Raw genomic sequence first — 26,048 nt, 5'->3', positions numbered from 1 at the left:
CGCTCAGAGCGGGATGTTGGTGTGCTCCCCGCGGCGGCCGGTGTCGGCGTCGCGGATGGCCTTCGCCAGCGCCGAGCGGGTGATGTCGGGGGTGACGATCTCGTCGACGACGCCGATCTCCACCGCCTTCTCGACCCCGCCGGCGATCCGCTCGTGCTCGGCGGCCAGCTCGGCCTCCACCTGCGGGCGGACGTCGTCGGCGACGGCGGCGAGCTTGCGCCGGTGCAGGATGCGCACCGCGGCGACCGGCCCCATCACGGCGACCTCGGCCCCCGGCCAGGCGAAGACCTTGGTGGCGCCGAGCGAGCGCGCGTTCATGGCGATGTAGGCGCCGCCGTAGGCCTTCCGGGTGACCAGGGTGACCCGCGGGACGACGGCCTCGGCGAACGCGTGCAGCAGCTTCGCGCCGCGCCGGACCACGCCGTCCCACTCCTGGCCGACGCCGGGCAGGTAGCCGGGCACGTCGACGAGGACGACGAGCGGGACGCCGAAGGTGTCGCACATCCGCACGAACCGGGCCGCCTTCTCCGCGCTGAGGGAGTCGAGGCAGCCGCCCAGCCGCAGCGGGTTGTTGGCCACCACGCCCACGGTCCGGCCGCCGAGGCGGCCCAGGGCGACGGTGACGTTCGGGGCCCAGCGGGCGTGCAGCTCGACGGTGGAGCCCTCGTCGAGGACGCCGTTGATCAGCGGGTGCACGTCGTAGGCCCGGCGCGGCGACTCGGGCAGCAGCGCGGCCAGGTCGGTGTCGGCGACCTCGGCCTCGGTGACGCCCTGGCTGGCCAGCAGCGTGGTGATGTTGCGGCCCTGCAGCAGGGCGTCGGCCTCGTCCTCGGCGACCAGGTGCACGACGCCGGAGCGACGGCCGTGGGTGTCGGGACCGCCGAGGCGGAGCATGTCGACGTCCTCGCCGGTGACGGAGCGGACGACGTCGGGTCCGGTGACGAAGATCCGGCCCTCGGGCGCGAGGATGACGACGTCGGTCAGGGCCGGGCCGTAGGCCGCGCCGCCGGCGGCGAAGCCGAGCACGACGGAGATCTGCGGGATGTGCCCCGAGGCCTGGGTCATCGCGTGGAAGATCCGCCCGACGGCGTGCAGCGAGAGCACGCCCTCGGCGAGCCGCGCGCCGCCGGAGTGCCAGATGCCCAGCACCGGGACGCGGTCGATCATCGCCCGCTCGTAGGCCTGCACGACGACCTCGCAGCCCTGGACCCCCATCGCCCCGCCCATCACCGTGGCGTCGGAGCAGAAGGCCACGACCCGGCAGCCGTTGACGGTGCCGACGGCGGCGAGCATGCCCGAGTCGTCGTCGGGGGTGATCAGCTCCACCGAGCCCTCGTCGAGCAGCTCGCGCAGCCGGAAGTTCGGGTTGCGCGGGTCCTGGTCGCGGGGGAGCTTGACCTTCGCGGGCGCGGCGGTGGGGGCCGGGGCGGTGGTGGTCATGTCAGGCTCCTGTGCTGGTGGCGTGGGCGTTGGTGAAGGCGACGGCGACGTTGTGCCCGCCGAAGCCGAACGAGTTGTTGATCGCCGCCAGGTCGCCGGCGGGCAGGTCGCGCACCTTGGTGGCGATGTCGGCCCGCAGGTCGGCCTCGGGGTTGTCGAGGTTGATGGTCGGCGGCACCTTGCGGTGGTGCAGGGCCAGCAGCGTCGCCATCGACTCCAGCGCCCCGGCCCCGCCCAGCAGGTGGCCCGTCATCGACTTGGTGCCGGTGACGATCGCCTCGGTGTGCTCGCCCAGCGCCTGCCGGATGGAGCTCAGCTCGGTCAGGTCGCCCTGGGGGGTCGAGGTGGCGTGCGCGTTGACGTGCACGATGTCCCCCGGCGCCAGGTCGGCCTCGTGCAGCGCCCGCGTCATCGCCCGGGCCTGGGTCTCCCCGGTCGGGTTGGGCTGCACCATGTCGTGGGCGTCGGCGGTGATGCCGGCGCCGGCCAGCTCGCCGTAGATCCTCGCGCCGCGGGCCTGCGCGTGCTCGAGGGTCTCCAGCACGAGGATGGCGGCGCCCTCGCCCAGCACGAAGCCGTCGCGGTCGACGTCCCAGGGGCGCGAGGCCCGCTCGGGCTCGTCGTTGCGCCGGCTCATCGCCTGCATGTTGGCGAAGCAGGCGATGGGCATCGGGTGGATGACGCTCTCGGTGCCGCCGGCGACGACGACGTCGGCGCGGCCGAGCCGGATCTGGTCCAGGGCGTGGGCGAGCGACTCGTTGCTGGAGGCGCAGGCCGAGACCGGGGTGATGGCGAACGCCTGGGCCCCCAGCCGCAGGCTGACGTTGGCCGCGGAGGCGTTGGCCATCAGCATCGGGATGGAGAGCGGGCTGACCCGACGGGCACCCTTCTCCTTCTGCACGTCCCACTGGCCCAGCAGGGTGTTGAGGCCGCCGATGCCGGTGGCGATGGCGACGCCCAGCCGGGTGCGGTCGACGGGGTTGTCCTCCTTCAGCCCGAAGCCTGCGTCGGCCCAGGCCTCCATCGCCGCGACGACCGCGAGCTGGGCGGAGCGGTCCAGGCGGCGGGCCTCGACGCGGTCGAGGACCTCGCCGGGCTCGACGGCGACGGGTGCGGCGATCTTGACGGGCAGGTCGTCGGCCCAGTCGGCCTCGATCCGGCGGACGCCGGAGGTGCCGGCCAGCAGGGCCTCCCACGTGCTGCGGGCGGTGCCGCCGAGGGGGGTCGTGGCACCGATTCCGGTGACGACCACACGGGTCTGGGGCATCTGGTCCTCCTGCGGGGTGGTGCGGGGTGCGGTGGTCGAGAGGTGGTGATCATGGTCCGCCCGGCCGGGCGGACCATGATCACCACGACGGGTTCAGGAAGCGGCGCGCTCGATGTAGGCGACGGCGTCCCCCACGGTCTTGAGGTTCTTGGCCTCCTCGTCGGGGATGCTCACGCCGAACTTCTCCTCGGCGGCGTAGATGATCTCGACCATCGAGAGCGAGTCCACGTCGAGGTCGTCCGTGAACGACTTGTCGAGCTGGACGTCGTCGGTGGGGACACCGGCGACCTCGTTGACGATCTCGGCGAGGTCGGTGCGGACTTCTTCGGTGGTGGGCATGGGTGCTTCTCCTTCGTCGTGGTGGTGCTGGTGGGTCGGGGGGTGGTTCGGTCGGGGGTGGTTCGGTCGGGGGTGGTGCGGTCGTGCGTCGGCCCGGGCCGGCCGGTCAGGGGAGCAGGATGACCTGTCCCGCGTAGACCAGTCCGGCGCCGAAGCCGATGATCAGGCAGGTCTGGCCGCTGCGGGCCTGACCCGACTCGAGCAGGGTCTCGATCGCCAGCGGGATCGAGGCGGCCGAGGTGTTGCCGTGGTGGATGATGTCGCGGCCGATGACCACGTCCGAGGGCAGCTTGAGCGCCTTGAACATGGCGTCGGTGATCCGGTTGTTGGCCTGGTGCGGCACGAAGACCTCCAGGTCCTCGGGCTTCACGCCGGCCGCGTCCATGGCCTCGGCGGCGGTCTTGGCCATGGTGAACGAGGCCCACTTGAAGACGGGGTTGCCGTTCATCCGGAGCATCGGCCAGTGCGGCTTCCCGTCCTCGTGCGCGTCGGGGTCCATCGCCGTGGGCCACGACTCGGTCTGGGCGATGAGGTCGGCCTGGTCTCCGTCGGAGCCCCACACGACCGGTCCGACGGCCGGGGTGTCGCTCGGGCCGACGACCGCCGCGCCCGCGCCGTCGGCGAAGATGAACGCCGTCGACCGGTCGTGCTTGTCCGTCAGGTCGCTGAGCCGCTCGACCCCGATGATCAGCACGTGCTTCGAGGCACCGGTCCGGATGAACGAGTCGGCCATGGCCAGCGCGTAGCAGAAGCCGGCGCAGGCCGCGGAGATGTCGAAGGCCGCCGCGTTCCTGGCCCCCAGCTCGCTGGCGATCGTGGTGGCGATCGCCGGGGTCTGGTGCAGGTGGGTGACGGTGGCCACGATGACGGTGTCGATCTGCCCGGGCTCGACGCCCGCGCGGTCCATCGCCTTGCGGGCGGCGGCCTGGCTCATCATCGAGACGGTCTCGTCCTCGGACGCCCAGCGGCGCTCGGTGATCCCCGAGCGGGTGCGGATCCACTCGTCGGAGGAGTCGATGTAGGTGATGATCTCGGCGTTGTCGACCACCCGGCGCGGGCGGTAGCCGCCGATGCCCATGATCTTGGAGAACTGGGCTCCCCTCGAGATGTTCAAGGTGCTCATCGCGTGACCTCCGTCGCGTCGGCCGACTCCACCATCGGGTGGAGTCGGAGCAGGGGCTGGCCGGGGGAGACGGGGTCGCCGTCCTCCACCAGCCACTCGACGACGATGCCGCCGTGGGGGGCGTTGACGGCGATGTCGTCGCGCCGGTTCTTCACCACGCCGACGGTGCTGTCCTGGGGCAGCACCGTGTCGGCCTCGATGTCCTCGGTCCGGGTGAACTGGCCCTTGCCCGGGGAGACGACCAGCCGCCAGGTCGGGTTGCCCGCGATCGGCGACGACGAGGCCGCCCCGCCGTGCCGGCGCACGAACTCCATCGCCCCCTCCAGCTGGTCGGGGGTGTTGAGCGCGAACAGCTCGACGCCCTTGAGGTTGCGCTTGGCGATGCCGGTCAGCGTGCCGGCCGGCGGCATCTCGAGCAGGCCGGTGACGCCCAGGTCGGCCATCGCGGCCATGCAGAGGTCCCAGCGGACGGGGGAGGCGACCTGGCCGACGAGGCGGCGGAGCACCTGGTGGCCGTCGTGGACCACCTGGCCGTCGGCGTTGGAGAGCAGCCGGGCGCGCGGGTCGTGGGTGGAGATGGCCCGGGCCAGCGTGCCCAGGCGGGCGACGGCGGGCTGCATGTGCACGGTGTGGAAGGCGCCGGCGACGCTCAGCGGGATGAGCCGGGCGCGCTTCGGCGGCGCGGCGGCGAAGGCGGCCAGCTGCTCGACGGTCCCCGCGGCGACGACCTGGCCGCTGCCGTTGTGGTTCGCGGCGGTGAGCCCGTGCGCCTCCAGCGCGGCGAGCACCTCCTCGGCGTCCCCGCCGATGACCGCGGTCATCGAGGTCGGGGTGGCGGCGCTCGCGGCCGCCATCGCCCGGCCGCGCTCGCGGACGAAGACCATCGCCTGCTCGGCCGACAGCACGCCGACACCGGCGGCCGCGGTGATCTCGCCCACCGAGTGCCCGGCGGCGACCCCGATGAAGGGGAACGCATCGGCCGGGTGCGGGAACAGCTCCAGGGCCGCGAGCAGACCGGCGGCGACGAGCAGCGGCTGGGCCACCGCGGTGTCCCGGATGGTCTCGGCGTCGGCCTGGGTCCCGTAGTGGGCCAGGTCGAGGCCGGAGACGGCCGAGAGCCACTCCAGCCGGTCGGCGAAGGACGGTTCGGAGACCCAGGGCTGCAGGAAGCCTGGCTGTTGGGCGCCCTGTCCGGGCGCGACGATCGCGAGCACGCCTTTACTCTTCCGTGACCTACGGCCCGAAGCCGTGCAGGGACACGACAGAGGTTGCGCCGCGACTTTGTCGGGTTCCTACAAGTGTGCCGACGCCGCGGTGAGCCGCGTCACGTCACCGGCGTGCCGGCTGAGGAGGTCAGCGGTTGCGCCGCCACAGGGCGGTGCTGAGGACGGTCGCGAAGGTGCACCACGCGGCGTAGGGCGCCAGCGCGGCCCCGGCCCGGCGGTCCACCCGGCCGGTGCGTCGCACCAGGTCGGCGCTGCTGGTGGCCAGGGCGCCGGCGACGAGCACCGCGGGCAGCAGCCGGTGGCCGCGGAAGAACACCCAGCTCCACGAGGCGTTGAGCACCAGGTTGACCGCCAGCGCCCGCTGGTACGCGGCGGCCTCGGTGGGGTCGTCGCGGCGCAGCCCGTCCAACGCCACCGCGGAGGTGACGGCGATGTCGGCGTAGAGCACCGTCCAGACCGGGCCGAAGACCGCTCCGGGCGGCTGGAAGGACGGCTTGTCCAGCCGGCGGTACCAGGTGCTCCGCACACCGGTGCTCGCGAGCCCGCCCAGCAGGGCGGTGCCGACGACAGCGGCGGAGGTGGCGAGGGCGGTGCGCGGGTCCATGCCTCGTCCTACCACCCGTCCGCGGCGGCCACGGTCAGCGCACCGGCCGGGCGGTGACGACGACGTTGTCGGAGTAGCCGCGGCCGCGGTCGAAGCTGCCGCCGCAGGTGATGACGACCAGGGCGGGGTCGCCGTCCCGGCGGAAGACCCGGTCGAGGGGGACCTCGGCCTTGGCGACCTTCTCGACGTCGGTGACGGCGTAGCGGCGGACCCGGTCGTCGGCGTCGGTGACGGTGAGCTCGTCGCCCTCGTCGAGGTCGCGGAGGTTGGCGAACGGCCCGAGGCCGTCGGCGACGGTGTCCACGTGGGCGGCCAGCACCGTGGTGCCGGCGCGGTCGCCGGGCCGGGCGCTGAACGCGTACCAGGCGACCTCGCGGACGGTCTCCGGCAGCAGCATGAGGCCGTCCTCGCCGACGCCGTAGGGCCGGACGGGCAGGTCGATCGCCACGTCGCCGGCGGTGAAGCGGACGGGGGCCGGGCCGGGGTCGGCGGCGGGCCGCAGGGTCGCGCGGGTGGTGGGGACCTCGGGCACCGGGGCCGCCGAGGCGGTCGGGCGCGGGGTGGGCGTGGCCGACGCGGCGGGTGCCGGGGTGGTGCTCACCGGCGGGGCGGCCGCCGGAGCGGCCGTCCCGCCGGCGCAGCCGACGAGCGGCAGGAGGAGCAGCAGGCCCGCCACCGCGGTGCGGTGCCGTGCACGGGCGTGCTGCGTCATGGTCCTCCTGCCGGTCCGTCGGGGTTCAGCGGGTGGTTCAGCGGCTGGCGCGGGCCAGGCTGTACCGGCGGCTCGCGACGCCCGCGGCCACGAGGACGAGCATGCCGCCCGCCACGAACGGCAGCGGGTTGGTGTCCGCGGCCAGGCCGGCCTCACCGGCGTTCACGCCCCCCGGACCGGAGTGCAGGCCCGAGATGGTCTGGACGGCGAGGTCGAGGTTGTCGTCCTCGAGGCTGCCCCACGCGTAGACGATCGTGTTGACACCCTCCTTGACGGCCACGTCGGCCGGCCCGATCACCGGGTCGGTCGTGCCGGCCGCGGCCACGGAGGCCGAGATCGTGCCGGCGGCCAGGTTCAGCACCTCCTCGTCGGGGTTGCTGAGGTCGCTGATGACGGCGTCGCCCCCGGCCAGGACGTCGACGGCCGGGGCGGCCGCGGTGTGCCGGACGGTCAGCCGGCCCTCACCGGCGGCGGTCTTCGAGATGTCGTTCTCGAAGAGCGTCGCGGTCGGGTCGCCGCCCTCCTCCAGGTGCGCCACGGCGGTGTAGTTGCCGCCCGCGGCGAGCTCGAGGTCGATCGGCCCGATCACCGGCTCGGAGTCGTCGTCGGCGTCGGCGGCGGTGATGGCCACCTCGTAGGTGCCGGCATCGAGGTCGAGCGGGCCGGCGAGGGTGCCGGGCTTGAAGTCGTCGAGCGTGAGCTTGCCGTCGACGTAGACGTCGACGTCGGTGTCGGGGACGGCGTGCAGGACGGACAGCTTGACGCCGTCCGCGGCGTGCGCCGGCGTGACGGCCAGGGCCGCCGTGCCGAGGGTGAGCGTGCCGGCGGCGACGAGTGCCAGGGCGCGGGTTCGGGTGCTCATGGGTTCTCCTTCATCGGATGGGACCTTGCCCCTTATGCGACCGCCGGGGCCGCTTGGATGCAGCAGGTCCCCGACGGGTCTGCGCGGAGCGGCTCGCGGCGCACCGCCGGCGCCACCCCCGCGTGACGAGGGAGGACACCGCGGGCCGGCGGCAGTAGGCTGCTCGCGGCGACGACGGGCGGTCCCTCGGGACGACGGCCGGTCGCGCCGTCTCGGGGTGGGAGTCCTCCTCGTGCTCGAGCAGAGGCGGGGGGTCGCGGGTGTCGGTGGAACCGCCAGCACGCCGCGGGGTCGACTTCGCCGACTGGGCCGCGATGGACGACGCCGACCTCGGCCGGGCGTTCCTGTCCGGCACCGAGGGCAGCCTCGAGGAGTCCTACCGGCGGTGGGGCACCCTGGTGAACACGGTCGCGTGGCGGCTGCTGGGCGACCAGGGCGAGGCCGAGGACGTGACCCAGCAGGTCTTCGTCGCGGCCTGGCGCGGTCGGCACACGTTCGACCCCGAGCGTGGCAGCCTGGCCTCCTGGCTGCTGGGCAGCGCCCGGCACCGGGTCGTCGACAAGCAGCGTGCGCGGGGGCGCGAGATCCGGCTCATCAAGGCCGCGGCCGACGACGTCGTCCAGCAGAGCAGGGAGGAGGCCCCGGAGGTGGTGACCGACCGGCTGCTGCTCGCCGACGAGATCGCCCGGCTGCCCGACCCGCGCCGCTCGATCCTGCGGCTGGCCTTCTACGACGGCTACACCCACGCCGAGATCTCCGAGCGCCTCGGCCTGCCGCTGGGCACCGTGAAGAGCCACGCCCGACGGGCCCTGCTCCACCTGCGCGACCGGTTGTCGACCTCATGAGGCACCTCGACGACGAGCTGCTCGCCGGCCTCGCCCTGGACGAGGCCGAGGAGGTGGGTGCGCGCGACCGGGCGCACCTCCTGGTCTGCCGCGCCTGCGCGGCCCGGCTGGCCGAGCTGCAGGCCCTCGTGGCCACCGGCCGGGCGGGGGAGCCCGGCCCGTCGCGACCGCCCGCCCCGACGGTGCTGGCCGCCATCCAGGCCGAGCTGGCCGCCGACGTGCCCGCCGGCCCGGGGCCGTCCCCCGTGGCCGTCCTCGACCACCACCGCAGCGTCCGCTCCCGCCCCTCCGTCGGCCGTCGGCTGGTCGCCGCCGCAGCCGTGCTCGTCGTCGCCGCGGGCGGTGCCCTCTGGTACCGCGCCGCGACGGCGGAGGTCGTGGTCGCGAGCACGACGCTGACCTCGCTGCCGGACAAGTCGGGCAGCGGGACCGCCCGGCTCGTCGAGCGCGACGGCGGCCTGCAGCTCACCGTCGACGTCACCCGGCCCGCGGCCGGCGACGCCTTCGAGGAGCTGTGGCTGATCAACACCGACGGGCAGCGGATGATCTCCCTCGGCGTCGTCCCGCCGGACGGCCACGGCACCTACCCGGTGCCGGTCACCGAGCCGGGGCTGGGCGGGTACACCGTGGTGGACATCTCGCTGGAGCCCTTCGACGGCGACGCCGCGCACAGCCGCGACAGCCTGCTGCGCGGCAGCCTCGCCTGAACCGCGCCCTGGCGACCCGCGGGGATGGGGCCGCCCCGGTCAGGCCTCGGCCGGCTCCTCGCGGCGGGAGCCCGGCAGCAGCCGACCCAGCGTCAGCGCCAGCCGCAGCGCGTAGGCGTCCCGGGGGTCCGTCGGGCTGTAGCCGGTGACCTCGTGGATGCGTCGGAGCCGGTAGCGCACGGTGTTGGCGTGCACGAACAGCACCCGCGCGGCCGCCTCGACCGACAGCCCCTGGTCGAGGAAGGTCACCAGTGTCTCCAGCAGCCCGCCGCCGGCCGCTCGCAGCGGGTCGTAGAGGTCGCGGGCCAGGGCCCGGCGGGCGTGGCCGTCGCCGGAGAGGGCGCGCTCGGGCAGCAGGTCGGCCGACGCCACCGGTCGCGGTGCCTCCGGCCAGCCCGCGGCGGCGCGGAAGGCCGAGAGCGCCTCGCGGGCGCTGGCGGCGGCCTCCATCAGGTGCTCCACCGCCGGCCCGACGACGACGGGGCCCGGCCCGAACGCGGCGGCGAAGGTCGCGGCCACCGCGGCCGCCCGGCCGGGCGTGGCCAGCTCGGCCCCGCCCAGGATGACGACCATCCGGTCGCCCTGCACGGCGCCCAGCATGTCGGTCTGGGCGATGGCGCACGCGTGCCGGATCGCCTCGAGGGCCTGCCCGCTCTCCCGGTCCGGGGCGGGCCCGACGACGACGACGGCCGCGGCCGTGGAGCGCCAGCCCAGCGTCGAGGCCCGCGACAGCACGGTCTCGTCGGTCTCCCCACGCAGCACGGCGTCGACGGTGAGCGCCTCGAGCCGGGCGTCCCACGCCCCGCGCAGCTCGGCGGCCCGGGCGTAGATCTCGGCGGCCGAGAAGGCCACCTCCCGGGAGTACTGGACGATCGCGGCGTGCAGGACCGGTCGGTCGGCCTTCGGCATCACCTCGTCGATCTGGTCCTCGACCACCTCGATGGTCGTGCGGACCAGCTCGACGGTCTGGTACAGCGAGATGCGCCGGGCCAGCTCGCGCGGCGCGGACCCAAACACGTCGGAGGTCACCGGCCCGCTGGGCTCGGGCTCGGCGAACCAGCGGACGAAGCCGTCGATGCCGGCCTGGGCGACGAGGGTGACCCAGGAGCGGTGCTCGGCGCTCAGCCGGCGGAACCAGGCGTGCCGCTGCTCCATCTCCGCGACGGTCGCCGTGGTCATCTCCCCGGTGACGCCGGAGAGCCGCTTGGCGATGGTGGCGCGCGTCTTGGCCGAGGGGAGGAGCGACTTGTGGATCCCCCGGGTCGTCGCAGCCATAGGCTGACTCTAGTGCTGGAGACCTGTCGTCCCGGCCGACGGCGGAGGGGAGCGGGCGCGGTGAGCGACCTGGAGACGAGACCGGCCGAGCAGCGGCTGGCCTGCGGCGCGGCCGGCGGGCCCGAGGAGCTGCTGCTGACCGCGCGCCGGGTGCCGCTGGGCAAGACGACCGAGGTGTCCCGGCTGCTGCCGGACCGCCAGGTCCGGATGGTCGGCGCCTGGTGCTTCCTCGACCACTACGGCCCCGAGGACCTCGGCGACTCCCCGGGCATGCGGGTGTGGGCCCACCCGCACACCGGTCTGCAGACCGTCAGCTGGCTGCTGGAGGGGGAGATCGAGCACCGCGACAGCCTCGGCTCCCTCGCCCGGGTCCGGCCCGGCGAGCTGCACGTCATGACGGCGGGCGCCGGGATCGTGCACAGCGAGCTGTCCCCGCCCGACCGGCCGCCGACGATGCACGGCCTGCAGCTGTGGGTCGCGCTGCCCGATGCCGCCCGGCACGTCGCCCCGCACTTCGACACGGTCACCGACCTGCCGCGGCTGGAGCGGCCCGGGCTCGGCGGACAGGTGCTGCTCGGCGAGGTCGACGGCGTCCGCTCGCCCGCCCCCACCTACTCCCCGCTCTGCGCCGCCGACCTGGTCCTCGAGCCCGGGGCCGACGTGGAGATCGCCCTCGACCCGGCCTTCGAGCACGGCGTCGTCGTCGTGGTGGGCGACGCGACGGCCGCGGGCACCGCGGGCGTCGTCGACCAGCTCGTCTACCTGGGCACGGACCGGACCCGCCTCCGGCTGCGCAGCACGGGCGGCGGACGGGTCATGCTGCTGGGCGGGGAGCCGTTCGGCGAGGAGGTCGTCATGTGGTGGAACTTCATCGGCCGCAGCCACGAGGAGGTCGTCGGCCACCGCGACGCCTGGGAGCGCCGCGACGACCGGTTCCCGCCGGTGGTCGCGCGCGGGGAGCGCGTCATGGAGGCGCCCCCGCTGCCCACGGTGCCGCTCAAGGCCCGGCCGAGCCGGCGGGTGGCCCCGTGAGCGGCGAGGCCGCCGTCGCCGTCGCGGCCCTCCGGGAGATCGGCTTCCTGCTGGAGCGCTCCCGCTCGGACACCTTCCGGGTCAAGGCATACCGCGGCGCCGCCGACGCGCTGGAGGCGATGGCGCCGGAGCAGGTGGCCGAGCACCAGGCGGAGCGGTCCTGGGGGAAGGTCACCGGCGTCGGCCCGAAGACGGCGACGGTGATCAGCCAGGCGCTCGCCGGCGAGGTCCCGGCCTACCTGCAGGGGCTGCGGGAGGGCAAGGAGCCGCTGGTCGAGGGCGGCACCCGGATGCGCGCGGCGATGCGCGGCGACCTGCACGTGCACTCGACGTGGTCCGACGGCGGAAGCCCGCTCGAGGAGATGATGACGACGGCGCGCGACCTCGGCCACGAGTACTGCGCCATCACCGACCACTCACCGCGGCTCAAGGTGGCGCGCGGCCTCAGCGCCGAGCGGCTGCGCGAGCAGATCGGCGTCACCCGGGCGCTGGGGGAGCGGCTGGCCCCGTTCCGGGTGCTGCAGGGCATCGAGGTCGACATCCTGGAGGACGGCGGGCTGGACCAGTCCGACGCGCTGCTGGCCGAGCTCGACGTCGTCGTGGCCAGCGTGCACTCCAAGCTGCGGTCGGACTCCGAGACCATGACCCACCGGATGGTCGGCGGCATCGCCAACCCGCGCACCAACGTCCTGGGGCACTGCACCGGGCGGCTGGTGGAGGGCGAGCGGGGTACCCGGCCGCCGTCGACCTTCGACGCCGAGGTGGTCTTCGAGGCGTGCCGGACCTTCGGCGTCGCCGTCGAGATCAACTCCCGGCCCGAGCGGCGCGACCCGCCCACCGCGCTGCTGCAGCTGGCCGTCGACATGGGCTGCCTGTTCTCCATCGACACCGACGCGCACGCCCCCGGCCAGCTCGACTTCCAGATCTACGGGTGCGCGCGGGCCGAGGCGATGGGCATCGACCCCGACCGGGTGATCAACACCTGGCCCGTCGACCGGCTGCTGGAGTTCTGCGCCCGCTGACGGGGCCGGCCGGGGCCGCTGGATAGGGTCGGGGCGTGGACGACTTCTCCCTGGCTGCCGACCTCGTCCGCGAGGCCGGGACGCTCGCCGCCCGGATGCTCGACGAGGGTCTCGAGACCCACTACAAGACGTCGGTCTCCGACGTCGTCTCGGCCGCCGACCACGCGGCCGAGGACCTGGTGGTCTCCCGGCTCGTCGACGCCCGGCCCGACGACGGCCTGGTCGGCGAGGAGGGCCACACCCGGCCCGGGGCGCGGACCTGGTACGTCGACCCCGTCGACGGCACCTACAACTTCCTCTCCGGCATCCCGTACTGGTGCTCGGCCGTCGGCCTGGTCGACGCGGACGGCCCCGTCGCCGGTGCCGTCTACTACCCGGCGCGCGACGAGCTGTGGGTCGGCGGTCGCGACCACCCGACGACCCTCAACGGGGTCCCGGTCGCGCAGCTGACGGACCGCCCGCTCGAGGGCATCTCCGTGGCCACCTACTTCCACCCCCGCCACACCGCCGACCCGGCCCGCGCCGCCTCCTGGTCGGCCGCGACCAACGCCTCCGCCGCCGTCCGGATGCTCGGCTCGGCCTCGGTCGACCTCTCCGGCGTGGCCACCGGTCGGCTGGGCCTGTTCCTCCAGGGCAACCTCTCGCCCTGGGACTGGTTCCCCGGCGCGGCCCTGGTGCTCGGCGCCGGCGGCGTGGCCGAGTCGGTCGAGATGCCCGGCACCACCTGGCAGGTGGCCGGCAACCGCCGAGCCGTCGCCGACGCCAGGGCCGCGCTCACCGGCGCGACCGTCGCCGACTGACCCACCCCGCCGCCAAGCCGTGAACGAACTCGTCGTCTAGTCGGACGTCGTTCACGGCTTCCGGAGCGCGTGAACGAACGGCTGGTCTAGGCACCACTCGTTCACGCGTTACCGGTCAGCAGACCCCAAGAACGACGAGTGCCCACGTCCCCTCAGGGACGTGGGCACTCGGCCGTCAGGACTTCGGGGTTTACGCTCCCGCGCCCTCCTGGGCGACGTGCGCGACGGCGGTGGGGTCGCCGAGCTGGTAGCCGTCGTAGGCCTTCTTCGCCGCGGCCGGGTCGTACTGGCCCTCGCGGGCCAGGGTCTCCAGCGTGGCGACGACGATCGACTCGGCGTCGACCTGGAAGTACCGGCGGGCGGCCGCACGGGTGTCGGCGAAGCCGAACCCGTCGGTCCCGAGGGAGCACCAGGGCTGGTGCACCCACGGCCGGATCTGGTCCTGCACCGCGCGCATGTAGTCGCTGACGGCGACGACCGGCCCGGGCGCCCCGTGCAGGGTCTGGGTCACGTACGGGTAGCGGCGCTCCTCGTCGGGGTGGTTGAGGTTCCACTCCTCGGTCTCGAGCCCGTCGCGGCGGAGCTCGTTCCACGAGGTCACCGACCAGACGTCGGCCGCGACGCCCCACTCGTCGGCCAGCATCTGCTGGGCCTTCACCGCGGCCGGCATCGAGACGCCCGACGCGAGCAGCTGCGCGCGGGGGCGGTCGTCGCCGTCGAGGTGGGAGGCCTTGTAGCGGTACAGGCCCTTGAGCAGTGCCGACACGTCCAGGTCGGCCGGGGCGCCGGGCTGGAAGACCGGCTCGTTGTACATCGTGATGTAGAAGATGACGTTCTCGCCCTCGGGGTGCGCCTCGTCGTCGTGGCCGTACATCCGTCGCAGGCCCTCCTTGACGATGTGGCCCATCTCGTAGGCGAACGCCGGGTCGTAGGTGACGACCGCGGGGTTGGTGCTGGCCAGCAGCGGCGAGTGGCCGTCGGCGTGCTGGAGGCCCTCGCCGGTCAGCGTCGTCCGGCCGGCGGTGGCGCCCAGCAGGAAGCCGCGGGCCATCTGGTCGGCCATCGCCCAGATGGAGTCACCAGTCCGCTGGAACCCGAACATCGAGTAGAAGATGTAGAACGGGATCATCGGCTCGCCGTGCACGCTGTAGGCCGAGCCCGCGGCGATCGTCGAGCCCATCGCGCCGGCCTCGGAGATGCCCTCGTGCAGCAGCTGGCCTGAGGTGCTCTCCTTCCAGGACAGCAGCAGCTTGCGGTCGACCGACTCGTAGGTCTGGCCGTGCGGGTTGTAGATCTTGGCCGTCGGGAACATCGAGTCCATGCCGAAGGTCCGGAACTCGTCCGGCGCGATCGGGACGATCCGGTGGCCGATCTCCTTGTCCCGCATGAGGTCGCGCAGCAGCCGGACGAAGGCCTGCGTCGTCGCGACCTTGGCCTTCTCGCCCGCCGGCTCCATCAGGGGGCCGTAGACCTCGTCGGCCGGGAGCTTGAGGGTCGCCCGCTTCACCCGTCGCTCCGGCACGTACCCGCCGAGCGCCTTGCGGCGGTCCTGCAGGTAGGTGATCTCGTCGGAGTCCGCGCCCGGGTGGAAGTAGGGCGGGTTGTACGGGTCCTCGAGCTGGCTGTCGGGGATGTCGAGGTAGAGCCGGTCGCGGAAGGCCTTGAGGTCCTTCGTCGTCAGCTTCTTCATCTGGTGGGTGGCGTTCTTGCCCTCCAGGGCGTCGATCGTCCAGCCCTTGACGGTCTGGGCCAGGATGACGGTCGGCTGGCCGACGTGGTCCTGCGCTGACCTGAACGCCGCGTAGACCTTGCGGTAGTCGTGCCCGCCGCGCGAGAGCACCTTGATCTGCTCGTCGCTCATCCCGGAGACCATCTTCTGCAGCCGGGGGTCGTCGAAGAAGTTGCCGCGGATGTAGGCGCCGTCCTCGACCAGGTAGGTCTGGAACTGCCCGTCCGGGGTGGTGTTCATCTTGTTCACCAGGACGCCGTCGCGGTCGGCCGCGAGCAGCGGGTCCCAGTCGCGGCCCCAGAGGACCTTGATCACGTTCCAGCCGGCGCCCAGGAAGTAGGACTCCAGCTCCTGCACGATCTTGCCGTTGCCGACGACGGGGCCGTCGAGCTGCTGCAGGTTGCAGTTGACCACCCAGGTGAGGTTGTCCAGGCCCTCGCGGGAGGCGACGCGGATCGCGCCGAGGGACTCGGGCTCGCCCATCTCGCCGTCGCCGAGGAAGGCCCAGACGCGCTGCTCGGTGGTGTCCTTGATCCCGCGGTTGTGCAGGTAGCGGTTGAAGCGCGCCTGGTAGATCGAGTTGATGCCCGTCAGGCCCATCGAGACCGTCGGGAACTCCCAGAACTTCGGCATCAGCCGCGGGTGCGGGTAGGACGACAGGCCCTGCCCCGTGCCGCGCGACACCTCCTGGCGGAAGCCGTCGAGGTCGTGGCTGGTCAGCCGCCCCTCGAGGAACGAGCGGGCGTAGACGCCGGGGGAGGCGTGGCCCTGGATGAAGACCTGGTCGCCGCCGCCGGGGGCGTCCTTGCCGCGGAAGAAGTGGTTGAAGCCGACCTCGTAGAGGCTCGCGGCGCTCTGGTAGGTGGCGATGTGACCGCCGACCTCGAGGCCCTTGCGGTTGGCCTTGCTGACCATGATCGCGGCGTTCCAGCGGATGTAGGCCCGCAGCCGGCGCTCGATGTGCTCGTCGCCGGGGAACCACGGCTCGGCCTCGGCCGGGATGGTGTTGACGTAGTCGCTGCTGCGCAGCGCCGGCAGGCCCACCTGGGCGGCCCGGGCGCGCTCGAGCAGCTTCAGCATGATGTAGCGGGCCCGGTTCTTGCCCTTCTCGTCCAGCAGGCCGTCCAGCGACTCCAGCCAGTCGGCGGTCTCGTCCGGGTCGATGTCCGGGATCTGGCTGAGCAGACCTTCTGCGGTGATGGCCGGACGAGTTCCGGGCTTGGCCATGCGAGCTCCTCACGATCTCCAGCGACGGTGACGCTGGCATTCTCCAGGGGCGTCTGGTGGGACGACGACACCCCATCCTGTCACCTGGCGGCAACGGGAGCACCCGCGGTGGGGGCCCGCCGGGCTCGCGCGCGGGGTGGGTGATCGCGGGGCCGCGGCGCGCCGGGGGTTCCACCGGCCCGCCACCTCTGGCAGGCTGGCCCCAGAGTTGTCCGCCACCGCGGCCGCAGCGTGCAGGAGATCTGCTCTGCGGGGCCGCACCAGATGAAGGAGCTGCGCACCGAGATGAGCGAGCTGAGCCCTCGCGTTCCGGATCCGATGCTCACGCGCTGCACGCACGCGACGTGGACCCGGGGGTCACGGTGAGCGCGTCCGAGCAGGACCAGGCCGTCGTCGGGAAGCTCGGCCTCACGCCCGGGCTGGCGGTCCAGGAGATCGGCTGGGACGACGACGTCGACGACGAGGTCCGCGTGATGATCGAGGACGCCGTCGACGGCGAGCTGGTCGAGGAGGCCGTGGAGCCCGTCGACCTCGTGCTGCTGTGGTGGCGCGACAGCGACGGCGACCTGGTCGACGGCCTGGTCGAGGCGCTGCCCGACCTCACCGACAGCGGCTACATCTGGCTGATGACGCCGAAGGTCGGCCGCGACGGCTACGTCGACGCCGTCGACCTGGCCGAGGCGGCCGAGACCGCGGGCCTGGCCCAGACGACGACGGCCTCGGTGTCGGCGGACTGGGCGGCCACCAAGCTGGTCCGGCCGAAGGGCTCGCGCCGGTGAGCGCTGGGGTGCCCCAGGCCGGCCAGACCGCCCCGGACTTCACCGCCCGCAACCAGCACGGGCAGGAGGTCACCCGGGCGAGCCTGCTCGGGGCACCCGCCGTGCTCGTCTTCTACCCCTTCGCGTTCTCCGGCATCTGCACCAGCGAGCTGTGCGCCCTGCGCGACGACCTCGCGCAGTTCACCGCCGTCGACGCGCGGGTGCTGGCCATCAGCTGCGACCCGATGTTCGCCCTGCGCGCCTTCGCCGACGCCCAGGGGCTGACGTTCGACCTGCTGGCCGACCACTGGCCGCACGGCCGGATCGCCCAGGACTACGGCGTCTTCGACGAGGAGCACGGCGTCGCCCGGCGCGGGTCCTTCGTGCTGGACGCCGAGGGCACGGTCACCTGGTCGGTCCTCACCGGCCTCGGCGAGGCGCGCAGCATCGCCGAGCACCTGCAGGCGCTGCCGGCGGCCTGACGGCGGCCGCCAGGATCAGAGCGGCGTCCACTCCGCGTTCGCGCCGCAGATGACCAGGCAGGGCAGCTCGCCCGGCACGTCGCCGGCCATCCAAGCGGCGAGCGGCACGGCCGCGGCCGGCTCGGTGGCGATCCGGCACTCCTCCCACAACCGGTCCCGGGCCTCGACGATCGCGGCCTCGCTGACCAGCACGGACCGGACGGCGCCGGATCGCGCCCGGGGGGCCAGCACGTCGAAGGGCACCTGCCCGATCCGCGTCGCGCCGAGCGCGGACGAGGCCACCGAGTCCACCGGGGCGTCGACGGGGTGGCCGGCGACGAGGGCGTCGTGCACCGCGCTGCAGCGCTCCGGCTCGGCGGCCACCAGCAGGCGGTCCCCGACGGCGAGGGCGCTGCCGGCCGAGAGGCCGCCCCCGCCCGCCGCCACCACGACGGTGTCGACGTCGGGGGCGTCGGCCACCACCTCGGCCGCGACCGTGCCGTTGCCGGCGACCACGAGCGGGTCGTCGAAGGCGGGGATGTAGCGGTGCCCCGGCCGGGCCGCCAGCTCGGCCGCGGCGGCCGCGGCCTCGGCGTAGGTGGCCCCGGTGCGGACGAGGGTGACGCCCTTGGCGGCGATCCGGCGGGCCTTGATCTCGGGCACCGACGCCGGCACGAACACCGTCGCGGTGATGCCGAGCAGCGCCGCGCCCGTCGCGACGCCCAGGCCGTGGTTCCCGCCGGAGGCGGTGACGACGTGGTCGTGCGCGTGGCCGGCCAGCACCGCGTTGAGAGCGCCGCGCAGCTTGAAGGAGCCGCTCAGCTGCAGCTGCTCGAGCTTGAGGACGACCGGTCGGCCGTCGAGGCTGAGGCGCAGCAGCGGGGTGCGCCGGACGTAGGGGCGCAGCCGGTCGGCCGCGTCCTGGACGTCCCGCGTCGTGGGTGGGAGCACCGGGGTCACCAGGGTCACGGACCCAGTGTGGTCCGCGGGCCGGTCGGGGCGAGCACCGCCTCCCCGCCGTGTCGGCGGCGGGTCCTAGGATCAGCAGCATGCCGCTCGAAGGAGAGTACGAGCCGAGCCCCGAGGACTGGGTCCGCGACCAGGTGGAGCGCTACGAGGCGACCGATGGCCGCGAGGCCGGGACGTTGGGTGACACCGGCCTGCCCGTCGTCATCTTCACCACCCGCGGGAACAAGAGCGGGAAGCTCCGCAAGACCCCGCTGATGCGGGTCGAGCACGACGGCGCCTACCTCCTGGTGGCGAGCAAGGGCGGGGCGCCGAGCCACCCCGTCTGGTACCACAACCTGCGGGCCGACCCCTCGGCGCTGGAGGTGCAGGACGGCGCGGACCGGTTCGACGCCACCGCGCGCGAGCTGGACGGCGACGAGCGCGCCGAGTGGTGGGAACGGGCCGTCGCGGCCTACCCGCCCTACGCCGAGTACCAGCGCAAGACCGACCGCCGGATCCCGGTGCTCCTCGCGGAGCGCCGGGTGCAGCCCGGCACCGACCCCGAGGAGCAGCCATGATCGAGACCACGCCGTTCGGCCGTACCGGCCACGACAGCACCCGCATCATCTTCGGGGCGGCCGCGCTGGGCGCCGTCACCCAGGACGAGGCCGACCAGACGATGGAGCTGATCCGCCGGCACGGGATCAACCACCTTGACACCGCGGCGAGCTACGGCGAGTCCGAGCTGCGGATCGGCCCGTGGATGGCCGACCACCGCGACGAGTACTTCCTCGCCACCAAGACCGGGGAGCGCACCGCCGACGCCGCCTGGGCGCAGATCAACCACTCCCTGGAGCGGCTGCAGACCGACCACGTCGACCTGCTCCAGCTCCACAACCTCGTCGACGAGGAGGAGTGGCGGACCGCCTTCGCCGCCGGCGGCGCGCTGGAGGCCGCCGTCCGCGCCCGCGACGAGGGGCTGGTCCGCCACATCGGCGTCACCGGCCACGGGGTCACGGTGGCGGCCCAGCACCTGCGCTCGCTGGGGGAGTTCGAGTTCGACTCGGTGCTGCTGCCCTACAACTTCCCGATGACCCGCAACCGGTCCTACCTCGACGACTTCGAGGCGCTGACGGCCACCTGCGACGAGCGCGGCGTCGCCGTCCAGACGATCAAGGCGATCACCCGGGCACCCTGGGGCGACCGCGAGCAGACCGCCGCCACCTGGTACGAGCCGCTGCGCGACCAGGGCGCCATCGACACCGCCGTCGCCTGGGTCCTCGGCCGCGAGGGCGTCTTCCTCAACACGGTGGGGGACATCCACGTCCTGCCGCTGGTGCTCGACGCCGCCGAGCGGGCCGACGGCCGGCCGGACGAGGCGGCCATGGAGGAGCTCGAGCGGGCCTTCGACCTGGAGCCGCTCTTCGTCTGAGGCGGGCGTGCGGGTGAGTCGGTGGGAACAGAGGGACTCGAAACCCCCGACCCCCTGCTCCCCAAGATCCGACAGCGAGACTGAGTTTTTTGGCTGGCGGCAGGCACGATGGCGCTTGACTTCCCGACTCCCACGGCTCGGCGTAGGTAGAGACGACGACACGGGCTGCGGTTGCAGGCGTCGCTGCGCCGTCAGCCCTGAACTCAGGCTCGACACCCCGTGACGCGAACTCGTTCTGAAGGGAATCTCTTGTGACCGTCCCAGGCTTCCAGCAGTTCATGCTTCCGGCTCTTCAGTTTTTGTCTGACGAGCAACCTCACCGAGGCCGCGATGTGATCCAAGAGGTTGCCGACCGCCTACATCTGACCGAGGGAGACCGCGACGAGACGATTCCCTCTGGGCAACCGGTTTATGTGAATCGGGCGCACTGGGCGATGTCGCACATGTTCCAAGCCGGGCTTATCACCCGCCCTAGTCGAGGCGTTGTGATCATCACGGAATCGGGTCGGAAGGCGTTAGCGACGAATCCAGGGCGCATCGACGTAGCATTCCTGGGCAGGTACCCTAGCTATCAGGAGTTCCGTAGCCGTAAAGGCACACGGACGATAACCCGCTCAGGTGCATCGCCGTCAGAACCTGCTGACGCGGCTGAAGAGACGACTCCAGAGGACTTGATGGAGACGGCTGAACGCGAAAACCGCGCCAACGTCGAGTCGGAGGTGCTGGCCCGCCTTCACACCCTCGACCCAGCCGCGTTCGAGCGCCTAGTGCTCAAGGTCCTCTCGGCCATGGGGTACGGCGGGAGAACAGGTGCCGTGGAACACACGGGTCGCTCGGGCGACGGGGGCATCGACGGCATCATCCGACAGGACCCGCTCGGGTTGGACAGGGTCTACCTTCAGGCGAAACGCTACTCCCCGGACAACTCGGTGGGACGGCCTGCCTTGCAGGCTTTCGTCGGTGCTCTTCACGGCCAGAAGGCTGATCGTGGCGTCATTATCACGACCAGCACATTCAGTAGAGACGCGGTGGAATACGTGCGGCTTCTTCGCGAACGTATCGTTTTGATTGATGGGCAGGCTCTAGCGACCCTCATGGTCCTGCATAACGTCGGAGTGCAGAAGCAGTCGACGTACGTCCTGAAGCGGATGGACGAGGATTATTTCGAGAGTATCTGAGGTGGTAGAGGCGCTTGAGTGCCAGCGTTGGAAAATCAACATGCGCAACTCATAAGCCTGGTGAGCGCACGAGGGGAGCCTGGCTAGGCCGGCACTGCTTCGTGCAGGGTGGGAACAGAGGGACTCGAACCCCCGACCCCCTGTTTGTAAGACAGGTGCTCTAACCAGCTGAGCTATGTTCCCGGGTCGCACCCGCGGGCCGGCCTCCGGCCCCGGGTCGGCCGCTCAGACTAGTGCCCGGCACCGGCCCCGCCAAGCGGTCCGCCGACTCCGTCCGCGGGGCTGGGTCCGGGCACCGCTCCTGCACTAGGTTGGCCCGAACGCGTGCGGGGGTGCCCGCTCCTGCGCCGTCCGCCGAGCCGAGAGGCAGTTCATGGCCACGCCGTCCGCCGCTCCGCTGACCGGGGGTCCTGCCCGGACCCCCGTCTCCCGCCAGCTGGCCCTCCTCGCCGGCACCCTGACCGGGTTGCTCAGCCTCACCGGCATGCTCCGGCTCACCGCCGGGGTGTTCTCGGGCACCCTCTCCCGCTTCGCCGTGGTCGTCGTGCTGGCGGCGATGGTGCCCTGGGTCGTCTACGTCGCGCACCGCGCCCGGCACGGCCGGCTCACCGCCCGCGCGCTGGGCGTCGTGCTCGGGCTGGTCGTCGTCGGCTTCGCCGCCGTCTGGCTCTCGGTCCTCGGACCGGTGCTGGCCCTGCTCTGCTCGCTCGCGGCCTTCGCCGTGGTCTGGGTCAGCGACTGGCCCCAGCGCCGCCCGCGCGGGGAGGACCGCTTCGTCCGCATCGAGGAGCTGCAGCGCGACGAGGAGGAGTAGTGGAGAAGGGTGCGCGAGGAGCGGTGTCCTCTGTCCTCGCTCCGCTCGGACGCGCTCCTCGCTCTAATCCGCCCACGTCGTCGTCAGGGGTGGACGGAAGAGCGTGTCCACCCCTTCCTCCTCCGAGCGGCGGCGCGAGGAGCGGTGCGGGCCGAGCCTGAGGCCGCGCCCGCGGCGCGCTCCTCCTACCCCTCGAGCGTGAAGGCGAGGGCGGCGGCGCCCAGCAGACCGGCGTTCTCCAGCACCGCGGGACGGACCTCGAGGTCGCGGACGTAGTCCAGGACGGCGAACTCGCGGAGGTGGCGGCGCAGCGGCTCGAAGATGACGTCGCCCGCCTTGGACACCCCGCCGCCGACGACGACGGTGCGGACGTCGAGCTCCGTGGCGGTGGTGGCGATCCCGGCGGCCAGCGCGCGCATGCCGATCTCGATCACCTCGCGGGCGACCGCGTCGCCGGCCCGGGCGTCGGCCGTCAGGGCCTGGGCGTCCTCGCCGACCCAGCCGCGCTCCTGCGCGGCGGCCACCATCGCCGGTCCGCGTGCGTACATCTCGGTGCAGCCGTGGCAGCCGCAGACGCAGCGCGGTCCCCAGGCGTTGACGCTGATGTGACCCAGGTGGACCGCGTTGCCGCTGGACCCGGCGAAGAGCCGGTTGTCGAGGACCGCGCCGCCGCCGACGCCGGTGGAGACCACCAGGCCGATCATCGTGTCGACGTCGCGGGCCGCGCCCAGCCAGTGCTCGCCGAGGGCGAAGCAGTGCCCGTCGCCCGCGAGCCCGACGACCGGAGCCGTCCCGGTCACCTCCTCGACGACGGCGGCCACCCGGGCGACGACGGGGAAGCCGCGCCAGGCGGCGATGTTGACGGGGGAGATCGTGCCGGCCGGGGTGTCGACGGGTCCCGCGCTGCCGATGCCCACGCGGAGCGGGCCCCGACCGGCCGGCCGGTCGGCGAGGACGGCGCGGACGGCGTCCGCGGCGGGCGCGAAGACGGTGTCGGCGTCGTCCGAGCGCGGGGTGGGCCGGACCGTCGATGCGCCCAGCCCGCCCTGGTCGTCGACCAGCGCCACGGCGATCTTCGTCCCGCCGATGTCGACGGCCAGCACCTGCTCGCTCATCCCTGTCCTCCCTGACCGGTGGTCGCGCCCGGGACGGACGCGTCGGCAGCCTAGTGCCGCGGCCCGGGCCCGGGCGGGGCGAGGACCGGCGCGGGTGGCGGCGCCATCCGCGCCGACTCAGTAGAGTGGACGATCGTGGCTGGCCCTGACTTCTCCGCAGACCTCGCAACGCTCGACATGTCGTTGAGCTCCATCGAGGCCGTCATCGACCCCGCGGGGCTCAAGGTGGAGATCGCCGAGCTCCAGGAGGCGGTCTCCGCGCCCGACCTGTGGGACGACACCGACAACGCCCAGAAGGTCACCTCGCGTCTCTCGGCGCTGCAGGCCGACGTCGACCGGGTCGAGGAGCTGCGCTCCCGGCTGGACGACCTCGCCGTCCTGGTCGAGCTGGGCCAGGAGGAGGGCGACGCGGCCAGCATGGCCGAGGCCGAGACCGAGCTCACCTCGCTGCGCCGCTCGATCGAGGCGCTGGAGGTCCGGACGCTGCTGGCGGGGGAGTACGACGAGCGCGAGGCGCTGGTCACCATCCGCTCCGAAGCCGGCGGCATCGACGCCGCGGACTTCGCGGCCATGCTGCTGCGGATGTACCTGCGCTGGGCCGAGCGGCACCGCTACCCGACCGAGACCTACGACATCTCCTACGCCGAGGAGGCGGGCATCAAGTCCGCCACCTTCGCCGTCAAGGCGCCGTTCGCCTACGGGACGCTCTCGGTCGAGCAGGGCACCCACCGGTTGGTGCGCATCTCGCCCTTCGACAACCAGGGCCGGCGCCAGACCTCGTTCGCCGGCGTCGAGGTGCTGCCGGTCACCGAGGCCACCGACCACATCGACATCCCCGAGAACGAGCTGCGGATCGACGTCTTCCGCTCGTCGGGCCCCGGCGGGCAGAGCGTCAACACCACCGACTCCGCCGTCCGGATCACTCACCTGCCGACGGGCATCGTCGTCTCCTGCCAGAACGAGAAGTCGCAGCTGCAGAACAAGGCCGCGGCCCTGCGGGTGCTGCAGTCCCGGCTGCTGGAGAAGGTCCGGCACGACCGCGAGGCCGAGATGAACGCCCTCAAGGGTGACGGCAGCAACAGCTGGGGGTCGCAGATGCGCTCCTACGTGCTGCACCCATACCAGATGGTCAAGGACCTGCGGACCGACTTCGAGGTCTCCAGCCCCGACGGGGTCTTCGACGGCGACATCGACGGGTTCATCGACTCCGGCATCCGCTGGCGCCGGACCACCGAGCTGGCCACCAGCTGACCTGACGCCCTCCGGGGCGCCCTCCGACGCGCGCCCGCGCGGAACCGGGCCCGCACGGGTCGTTCACCTACACTCGTCCGTGGCCGTCCGGCGCTGCACACGGTGCCGTCGGAGACGTCAACCGGGTTAGAGGCAGGGCAGTGATTCGTTTCGAGGGCGTGACCAAGACCTACGACGGGCAGCGGCGATCCGCGCTCGACGACGTCAGCGTCGACATCGACAAGGGGGAGTTCGTCTTCCTCGTCGGCGCCTCGGGCTCGGGCAAGTCCACCTTCCTGCGGCTGATCCTGCGCGAGCAGCGCGCGACCCGCGGCAAGGTCTTCGTCGCCGGGCGCGAGCTCAACAAGCTCCACAGCTGGAAGATCCCGGCCATGCGCCGCCAGATCGGCACCGTCTTCCAGGACTTCCGGCTGCTGCCCAACAAGACGGTCACCGAGAACGTGGCCTTCGCCCTGCAGGTGATCGGCAAGCCGGCCTCCACCATCAAGCGGGTGGTGCCGGAGGTCCTCGAGCTGGTGGGTCTGGACGGCAAGGGCGGCCGGCTCCCCGAGGAGCTGTCCGGCGGCGAGCAGCAGCGCGTCGCCATCGCGCGGGCCTTCGTCAACCGGCCGATGATCCTCATCGCCGACGAGCCCACCGGGAACCTCGACCCCGCCACGAGCGTGGGCATCATGAAGCTGCTCGACCGCATCAACCGCGCCGACACCACGGTGCTGATGGCCACGCACGACTCGACCATCGTCGACCAGATGCGCAAGCGCGTCATCGAGCTCGACGACGGTCTCGTCGTCCGCGACCAGAGCAAGGGCGTCTACGGCTACCAGTGAGCCCGACCGCCACCGCGGCCGGCGACCCCCGCGTCCGCGCCCACCGGTACCGCACCCACCCGCACGACTGAGGACTGCAGATGCGTTTCCGCCATATCTTCTCCGAGACCGCCGCCGGTCTCCGCCAGAACCTCACGATGACCCTCGCGGTCATCATGACGATGTGGGTGTCCCTCTCCCTCTTCGGCGCCGGGCTGCTGGCCAACCAGCAGGTCGACCTGATGAAGGGGGACTGGTACGACAAGATCGAGATCTCGATCTTCCTGTGCACCCCTGACGTCCAGGGCGACAACTGCGACCCGGGCCAGGGAGCGACCGACGCGCAGAAGGACCTCATCCGCCAGACGCTGGTGGCCAACCCCGAGGTGGCGCCGGAGGGGGTGTTCTTCGAGAGCAAGGAGGACGCCTACGAGGAGTTCACCAAGGCCTACGCCGGCTCCCCGATCCGGGACTCCCTGACCGTCGACCAGATGCAGGAGTCGTTCCGGGTCAAGCTCAAGGACCCCGAGCAGTACCAGGGCGTCGTCAGCTCGGTCATCGGGCTCAAGGGGGTGCAAAAGGTGCAGGACCTGCGGCAGTACCTCGACCCGTTCTTCAGCTGGCTGAACCTGCTGCAGTGGGGCACCCTCGGGGCCTCGGCGCTGCTGCTGTTCGCGGCCGCCCTGCAGATCGGGAACACGATCCGGCTGGCCACCTTCGCGCGCCGGCGGGAGATCGGGATCATGCGCCTGGTGGGGGCGAGCAACCTCTATATCACGTTGCCCTTCCTCCTGGAAGCGCTGATCTCCGCGGTCATCGGAGCCGGATTGGCCTGCGCAACACTCGCCTCAGGCGTTTACTTCGTCATCATGCGTAAAGCTGAAGTCTCACTGCAGGCTTTACCTTGGATTGGCTGGTCCCAGGCGGGATGGGCCATGGCGGGGGTTGCCGCCGTCGGTCTCGTCCTGTCTATAGTCCCCACGCTGGTCACCACGAGGAAGTACTTGAGAGTCTGAGCCTGAGGTCACCCTCAGTCTCAACTTGAGGGTCGGGGTCGAGGACGGAATCGTCCTTC

26 protein-coding genes and 1 tRNA gene are annotated in these 26,048 nt (G+C 72.6%); 14 read left to right on the top strand and 13 right to left on the bottom strand.

The features are described 5' to 3' along the window. Positions 1-3: 3 nt before the first annotated feature. The 8 genes from JOF54_RS03935 to JOF54_RS03900 all read right to left on the bottom strand — a co-directional run bounded on the left by JOF54_RS03935 (position 4) and on the right by JOF54_RS03900 (position 7,573). The gene (locus JOF54_RS03935) at positions 4-1,440 is read right to left on the bottom strand and encodes an acyl-CoA carboxylase subunit beta (protein ID WP_210053164.1); all 1,437 of its coding nucleotides are present in this window, start codon (positions 1,438-1,440) and stop codon (positions 4-6) included. Position 1,441: 1 nt separating this feature from the next. Continuing rightward, entirely contained in the window at positions 1,442-2,707 is a 1,266-nt protein-coding gene (gene fabF, locus JOF54_RS03930) for a beta-ketoacyl-ACP synthase II (protein WP_210053163.1), read from the bottom strand. 93 nt (positions 2,708-2,800) lie between these two features. After that, the gene (locus JOF54_RS03925) at positions 2,801-3,046 is read right to left on the bottom strand and encodes an acyl carrier protein (protein ID WP_091413350.1); all 246 of its coding nucleotides are present in this window, start codon (positions 3,044-3,046) and stop codon (positions 2,801-2,803) included. A gap of 106 nt (positions 3,047-3,152) precedes the next feature. Next, positions 3,153-4,169 (bottom strand): beta-ketoacyl-ACP synthase III, encoded by a 1,017-nt coding sequence (locus tag JOF54_RS03920; protein ID WP_210053161.1) that lies wholly within the window; start codon positions 4,167-4,169, stop codon positions 3,153-3,155. Continuing rightward, on the bottom strand, positions 4,166-5,383 hold the full coding sequence (locus JOF54_RS03915; protein ID WP_210053159.1) for an acyltransferase domain-containing protein: 1,218 nt from the start codon (positions 5,381-5,383) through the stop codon (positions 4,166-4,168). Before JOF54_RS03915 ends, JOF54_RS03920 begins: the two co-directional genes overlap by 4 nt. A gap of 139 nt (positions 5,384-5,522) precedes the next feature. Then, positions 5,523-5,999: a TspO/MBR family protein gene (locus JOF54_RS03910; RefSeq protein WP_210053157.1), complete on the bottom strand. Its 477-nt coding sequence runs from the start codon at positions 5,997-5,999 to the stop codon at positions 5,523-5,525. Positions 6,000-6,033: 34 nt separating this feature from the next. Next, positions 6,034-6,711: a class F sortase gene (locus JOF54_RS03905; protein ID WP_210053155.1), complete on the bottom strand. Its 678-nt coding sequence runs from the start codon at positions 6,709-6,711 to the stop codon at positions 6,034-6,036. A gap of 37 nt (positions 6,712-6,748) precedes the next feature. Further along, on the bottom strand, positions 6,749-7,573 hold the full coding sequence (locus JOF54_RS03900; RefSeq protein WP_210053154.1) for a DUF4397 domain-containing protein: 825 nt from the start codon (positions 7,571-7,573) through the stop codon (positions 6,749-6,751). Positions 7,574-7,839: 266 nt separating this feature from the next. Here JOF54_RS03900 and JOF54_RS03895 point away from each other — a divergent pair, with 266 nt between their 5' ends. Together JOF54_RS03895 and JOF54_RS03890 are read left to right on the top strand one after the other, a co-directional pair. Then, on the top strand, positions 7,840-8,418 hold the full coding sequence (locus JOF54_RS03895; RefSeq protein WP_307803823.1) for an RNA polymerase sigma factor: 579 nt from the start codon (positions 7,840-7,842) through the stop codon (positions 8,416-8,418). Then, positions 8,415-9,125 (top strand): anti-sigma factor, encoded by a 711-nt coding sequence (locus tag JOF54_RS03890; protein WP_210053152.1) that lies wholly within the window; start codon positions 8,415-8,417, stop codon positions 9,123-9,125. Before JOF54_RS03895 ends, JOF54_RS03890 begins: the two co-directional genes overlap by 4 nt. A 39-nt stretch (positions 9,126-9,164) precedes the next feature. Here JOF54_RS03890 and JOF54_RS03885 read toward each other — a convergent pair whose 3' ends face one another. After that, entirely contained in the window at positions 9,165-10,400 is a 1,236-nt protein-coding gene (locus JOF54_RS03885; protein WP_210053150.1) for a PucR family transcriptional regulator, read from the bottom strand. A 60-nt stretch (positions 10,401-10,460) separates the two neighbouring features. Between JOF54_RS03885 and JOF54_RS03880 the strand changes: the two genes are divergently transcribed. From JOF54_RS03880 to JOF54_RS03870, 3 genes are read left to right on the top strand one after another with little or no spacing between them, the layout of a single operon-like run. After that, complete coding sequence (locus JOF54_RS03880; protein WP_210053148.1) at positions 10,461-11,432, top strand: pirin family protein; 972 nt, start codon at positions 10,461-10,463, stop codon at positions 11,430-11,432. Then, entirely contained in the window at positions 11,429-12,454 is a 1,026-nt protein-coding gene (locus tag JOF54_RS03875; protein ID WP_210053146.1) for a PHP domain-containing protein, read from the top strand. The genes JOF54_RS03880 and JOF54_RS03875 overlap by 4 nt, the downstream gene beginning before the upstream one ends. 35 nt (positions 12,455-12,489) lie before the next feature. Continuing rightward, positions 12,490-13,254, top strand: a complete 765-nt coding sequence (locus JOF54_RS03870) for an inositol monophosphatase family protein (protein ID WP_307803821.1) — start codon at positions 12,490-12,492, stop codon at positions 13,252-13,254. 190 nt (positions 13,255-13,444) lie between these two features. Here the strand turns inward: JOF54_RS03870 and aceE are convergent, their stop codons facing one another. Beyond that, the gene (gene aceE / locus JOF54_RS03865; RefSeq protein ID WP_210053143.1) at positions 13,445-16,210 is read right to left on the bottom strand and encodes a pyruvate dehydrogenase (acetyl-transferring), homodimeric type; all 2,766 of its coding nucleotides are present in this window, start codon (positions 16,208-16,210) and stop codon (positions 13,445-13,447) included. A 344-nt stretch (positions 16,211-16,554) separates the two neighbouring features. Between aceE and JOF54_RS03860 the strand changes: the two genes are divergently transcribed. Together JOF54_RS03860 and JOF54_RS03855 are read left to right on the top strand one after the other, a co-directional pair. Further along, on the top strand, positions 16,555-16,989 hold the full coding sequence (locus JOF54_RS03860; RefSeq protein WP_307803820.1) for a DUF3052 domain-containing protein: 435 nt from the start codon (positions 16,555-16,557) through the stop codon (positions 16,987-16,989). Continuing rightward, positions 16,986-17,450, top strand: a complete 465-nt coding sequence (locus JOF54_RS03855; protein ID WP_210053141.1) for a peroxiredoxin — start codon at positions 16,986-16,988, stop codon at positions 17,448-17,450. The genes JOF54_RS03860 and JOF54_RS03855 overlap by 4 nt, the downstream gene beginning before the upstream one ends. Positions 17,451-17,465: 15 nt before the next feature. Here JOF54_RS03855 and JOF54_RS03850 read toward each other — a convergent pair whose 3' ends face one another. Further along, complete coding sequence (locus JOF54_RS03850) at positions 17,466-18,398, bottom strand: serine/threonine dehydratase (protein WP_210053139.1); 933 nt, start codon at positions 18,396-18,398, stop codon at positions 17,466-17,468. Between the two features lie 80 nt (positions 18,399-18,478). On the opposite strand from JOF54_RS03850, the gene JOF54_RS03845 reads away from it, so the two are divergent. From JOF54_RS03845 to JOF54_RS03835, 3 genes are all read left to right on the top strand, one after another. Further along, the gene (locus JOF54_RS03845; RefSeq protein WP_210053137.1) at positions 18,479-18,955 is read left to right on the top strand and encodes a nitroreductase family deazaflavin-dependent oxidoreductase; all 477 of its coding nucleotides are present in this window, start codon (positions 18,479-18,481) and stop codon (positions 18,953-18,955) included. Further along, complete coding sequence (locus tag JOF54_RS03840) at positions 18,952-19,809, top strand: aldo/keto reductase (RefSeq protein WP_210053135.1); 858 nt, start codon at positions 18,952-18,954, stop codon at positions 19,807-19,809. The genes JOF54_RS03845 and JOF54_RS03840 overlap by 4 nt, the downstream gene beginning before the upstream one ends. A gap of 251 nt (positions 19,810-20,060) precedes the next feature. After that, positions 20,061-20,987: a restriction endonuclease gene (locus tag JOF54_RS03835; RefSeq protein ID WP_307803818.1), complete on the top strand. Its 927-nt coding sequence runs from the start codon at positions 20,061-20,063 to the stop codon at positions 20,985-20,987. 109 nt (positions 20,988-21,096) lie between these two features. On the opposite strand, the gene JOF54_RS03830 is transcribed toward JOF54_RS03835, so the two are convergent. Continuing rightward, positions 21,097-21,170, bottom strand: a tRNA-Val gene (locus JOF54_RS03830). A 190-nt stretch (positions 21,171-21,360) separates the two neighbouring features. Here JOF54_RS03830 and JOF54_RS03825 point away from each other — a divergent pair. Further along, complete coding sequence (locus JOF54_RS03825; RefSeq protein WP_210053133.1) at positions 21,361-21,801, top strand: hypothetical protein; 441 nt, start codon at positions 21,361-21,363, stop codon at positions 21,799-21,801. A 185-nt stretch (positions 21,802-21,986) separates the two neighbouring features. Here JOF54_RS03825 and JOF54_RS03820 read toward each other — a convergent pair whose 3' ends face one another. Continuing rightward, complete coding sequence (locus JOF54_RS03820) at positions 21,987-22,916, bottom strand: ROK family protein (protein ID WP_210053132.1); 930 nt, start codon at positions 22,914-22,916, stop codon at positions 21,987-21,989. Positions 22,917-23,093: 177 nt separating this feature from the next. On the opposite strand from JOF54_RS03820, the gene prfB reads away from it, so the two are divergent. The 3 genes from prfB (at position 23,094) to ftsX (ending at position 25,989) form a co-directional block, all read left to right on the top strand. Next, complete coding sequence (prfB, locus tag JOF54_RS03815) at positions 23,094-24,167, top strand: peptide chain release factor 2 (RefSeq protein WP_245358854.1); 1,074 nt, start codon at positions 23,094-23,096, stop codon at positions 24,165-24,167. A gap of 140 nt (positions 24,168-24,307) precedes the next feature. Then, entirely contained in the window at positions 24,308-24,994 is a 687-nt protein-coding gene (gene ftsE, locus JOF54_RS03810) for a cell division ATP-binding protein FtsE (RefSeq protein ID WP_210053128.1), read from the top strand. Between the two features lie 80 nt (positions 24,995-25,074). Then, entirely contained in the window at positions 25,075-25,989 is a 915-nt protein-coding gene (gene ftsX, locus JOF54_RS03805; RefSeq protein WP_091413317.1) for a permease-like cell division protein FtsX, read from the top strand. The last annotated feature ends 59 nt before the right edge of the window (positions 25,990-26,048 follow it).

The sequence above is a fragment of the Microlunatus capsulatus genome, from assembly GCF_017876495.1.
In the GTDB taxonomy this organism is placed as follows: domain Bacteria; phylum Actinomycetota; class Actinomycetes; order Propionibacteriales; family Propionibacteriaceae; genus Microlunatus; species Microlunatus capsulatus.
Note: the sequence above shows the minus strand (reverse complement) of the source record. Positions and strands in the feature narration are given on the sequence as shown.

What these genes read in the sequence shown, in the direction of transcription:
- JOF54_RS03935 (WP_210053164.1), bottom strand. Translation starts at nt 1,440, where the DNA reads ATGACCACCACCGCCCCGGCCCCCACCGCCGCGCCCGCGAAGGTCAAG.
- fabF (WP_210053163.1), bottom strand. Translation starts at nt 2,707, where the DNA reads ATGCCCCAGACCCGTGTGGTCGTCACCGGAATCGGTGCCACGACCCCC.
- JOF54_RS03925 (WP_091413350.1), bottom strand. Translation starts at nt 3,046, where the DNA reads ATGCCCACCACCGAAGAAGTCCGCACCGACCTCGCCGAGATCGTCAAC.
- JOF54_RS03920 (WP_210053161.1), bottom strand. Translation starts at nt 4,169, where the DNA reads ATGAGCACCTTGAACATCTCGAGGGGAGCCCAGTTCTCCAAGATCATG.
- JOF54_RS03910 (WP_210053157.1), bottom strand. Translation starts at nt 5,999, where the DNA reads ATGGACCCGCGCACCGCCCTCGCCACCTCCGCCGCTGTCGTCGGCACC.
- JOF54_RS03905 (WP_210053155.1), bottom strand. Translation starts at nt 6,711, where the DNA reads ATGACGCAGCACGCCCGTGCACGGCACCGCACCGCGGTGGCGGGCCTG.
- JOF54_RS03900 (WP_210053154.1), bottom strand. Translation starts at nt 7,573, where the DNA reads ATGAGCACCCGAACCCGCGCCCTGGCACTCGTCGCCGCCGGCACGCTC.
- JOF54_RS03890 (WP_210053152.1), top strand. Translation starts at nt 8,415, where the DNA reads ATGAGGCACCTCGACGACGAGCTGCTCGCCGGCCTCGCCCTGGACGAG.
- JOF54_RS03885 (WP_210053150.1), bottom strand. Translation starts at nt 10,400, where the DNA reads ATGGCTGCGACGACCCGGGGGATCCACAAGTCGCTCCTCCCCTCGGCC.
- aceE (WP_210053143.1), bottom strand. Translation starts at nt 16,210, where the DNA reads ATGGCCAAGCCCGGAACTCGTCCGGCCATCACCGCAGAAGGTCTGCTC.
- JOF54_RS03845 (WP_210053137.1), top strand. Translation starts at nt 18,479, where the DNA reads ATGCCGCTCGAAGGAGAGTACGAGCCGAGCCCCGAGGACTGGGTCCGC.
- JOF54_RS03840 (WP_210053135.1), top strand. Translation starts at nt 18,952, where the DNA reads ATGATCGAGACCACGCCGTTCGGCCGTACCGGCCACGACAGCACCCGC.
- JOF54_RS03825 (WP_210053133.1), top strand. Translation starts at nt 21,361, where the DNA reads ATGGCCACGCCGTCCGCCGCTCCGCTGACCGGGGGTCCTGCCCGGACC.
- JOF54_RS03820 (WP_210053132.1), bottom strand. Translation starts at nt 22,916, where the DNA reads ATGAGCGAGCAGGTGCTGGCCGTCGACATCGGCGGGACGAAGATCGCC.
- prfB (WP_245358854.1), top strand. Translation starts at nt 23,094, where the DNA reads ATGTCGTTGAGCTCCATCGAGGCCGTCATCGACCCCGCGGGGCTCAAG.
- ftsX (WP_091413317.1), top strand. Translation starts at nt 25,075, where the DNA reads ATGCGTTTCCGCCATATCTTCTCCGAGACCGCCGCCGGTCTCCGCCAG.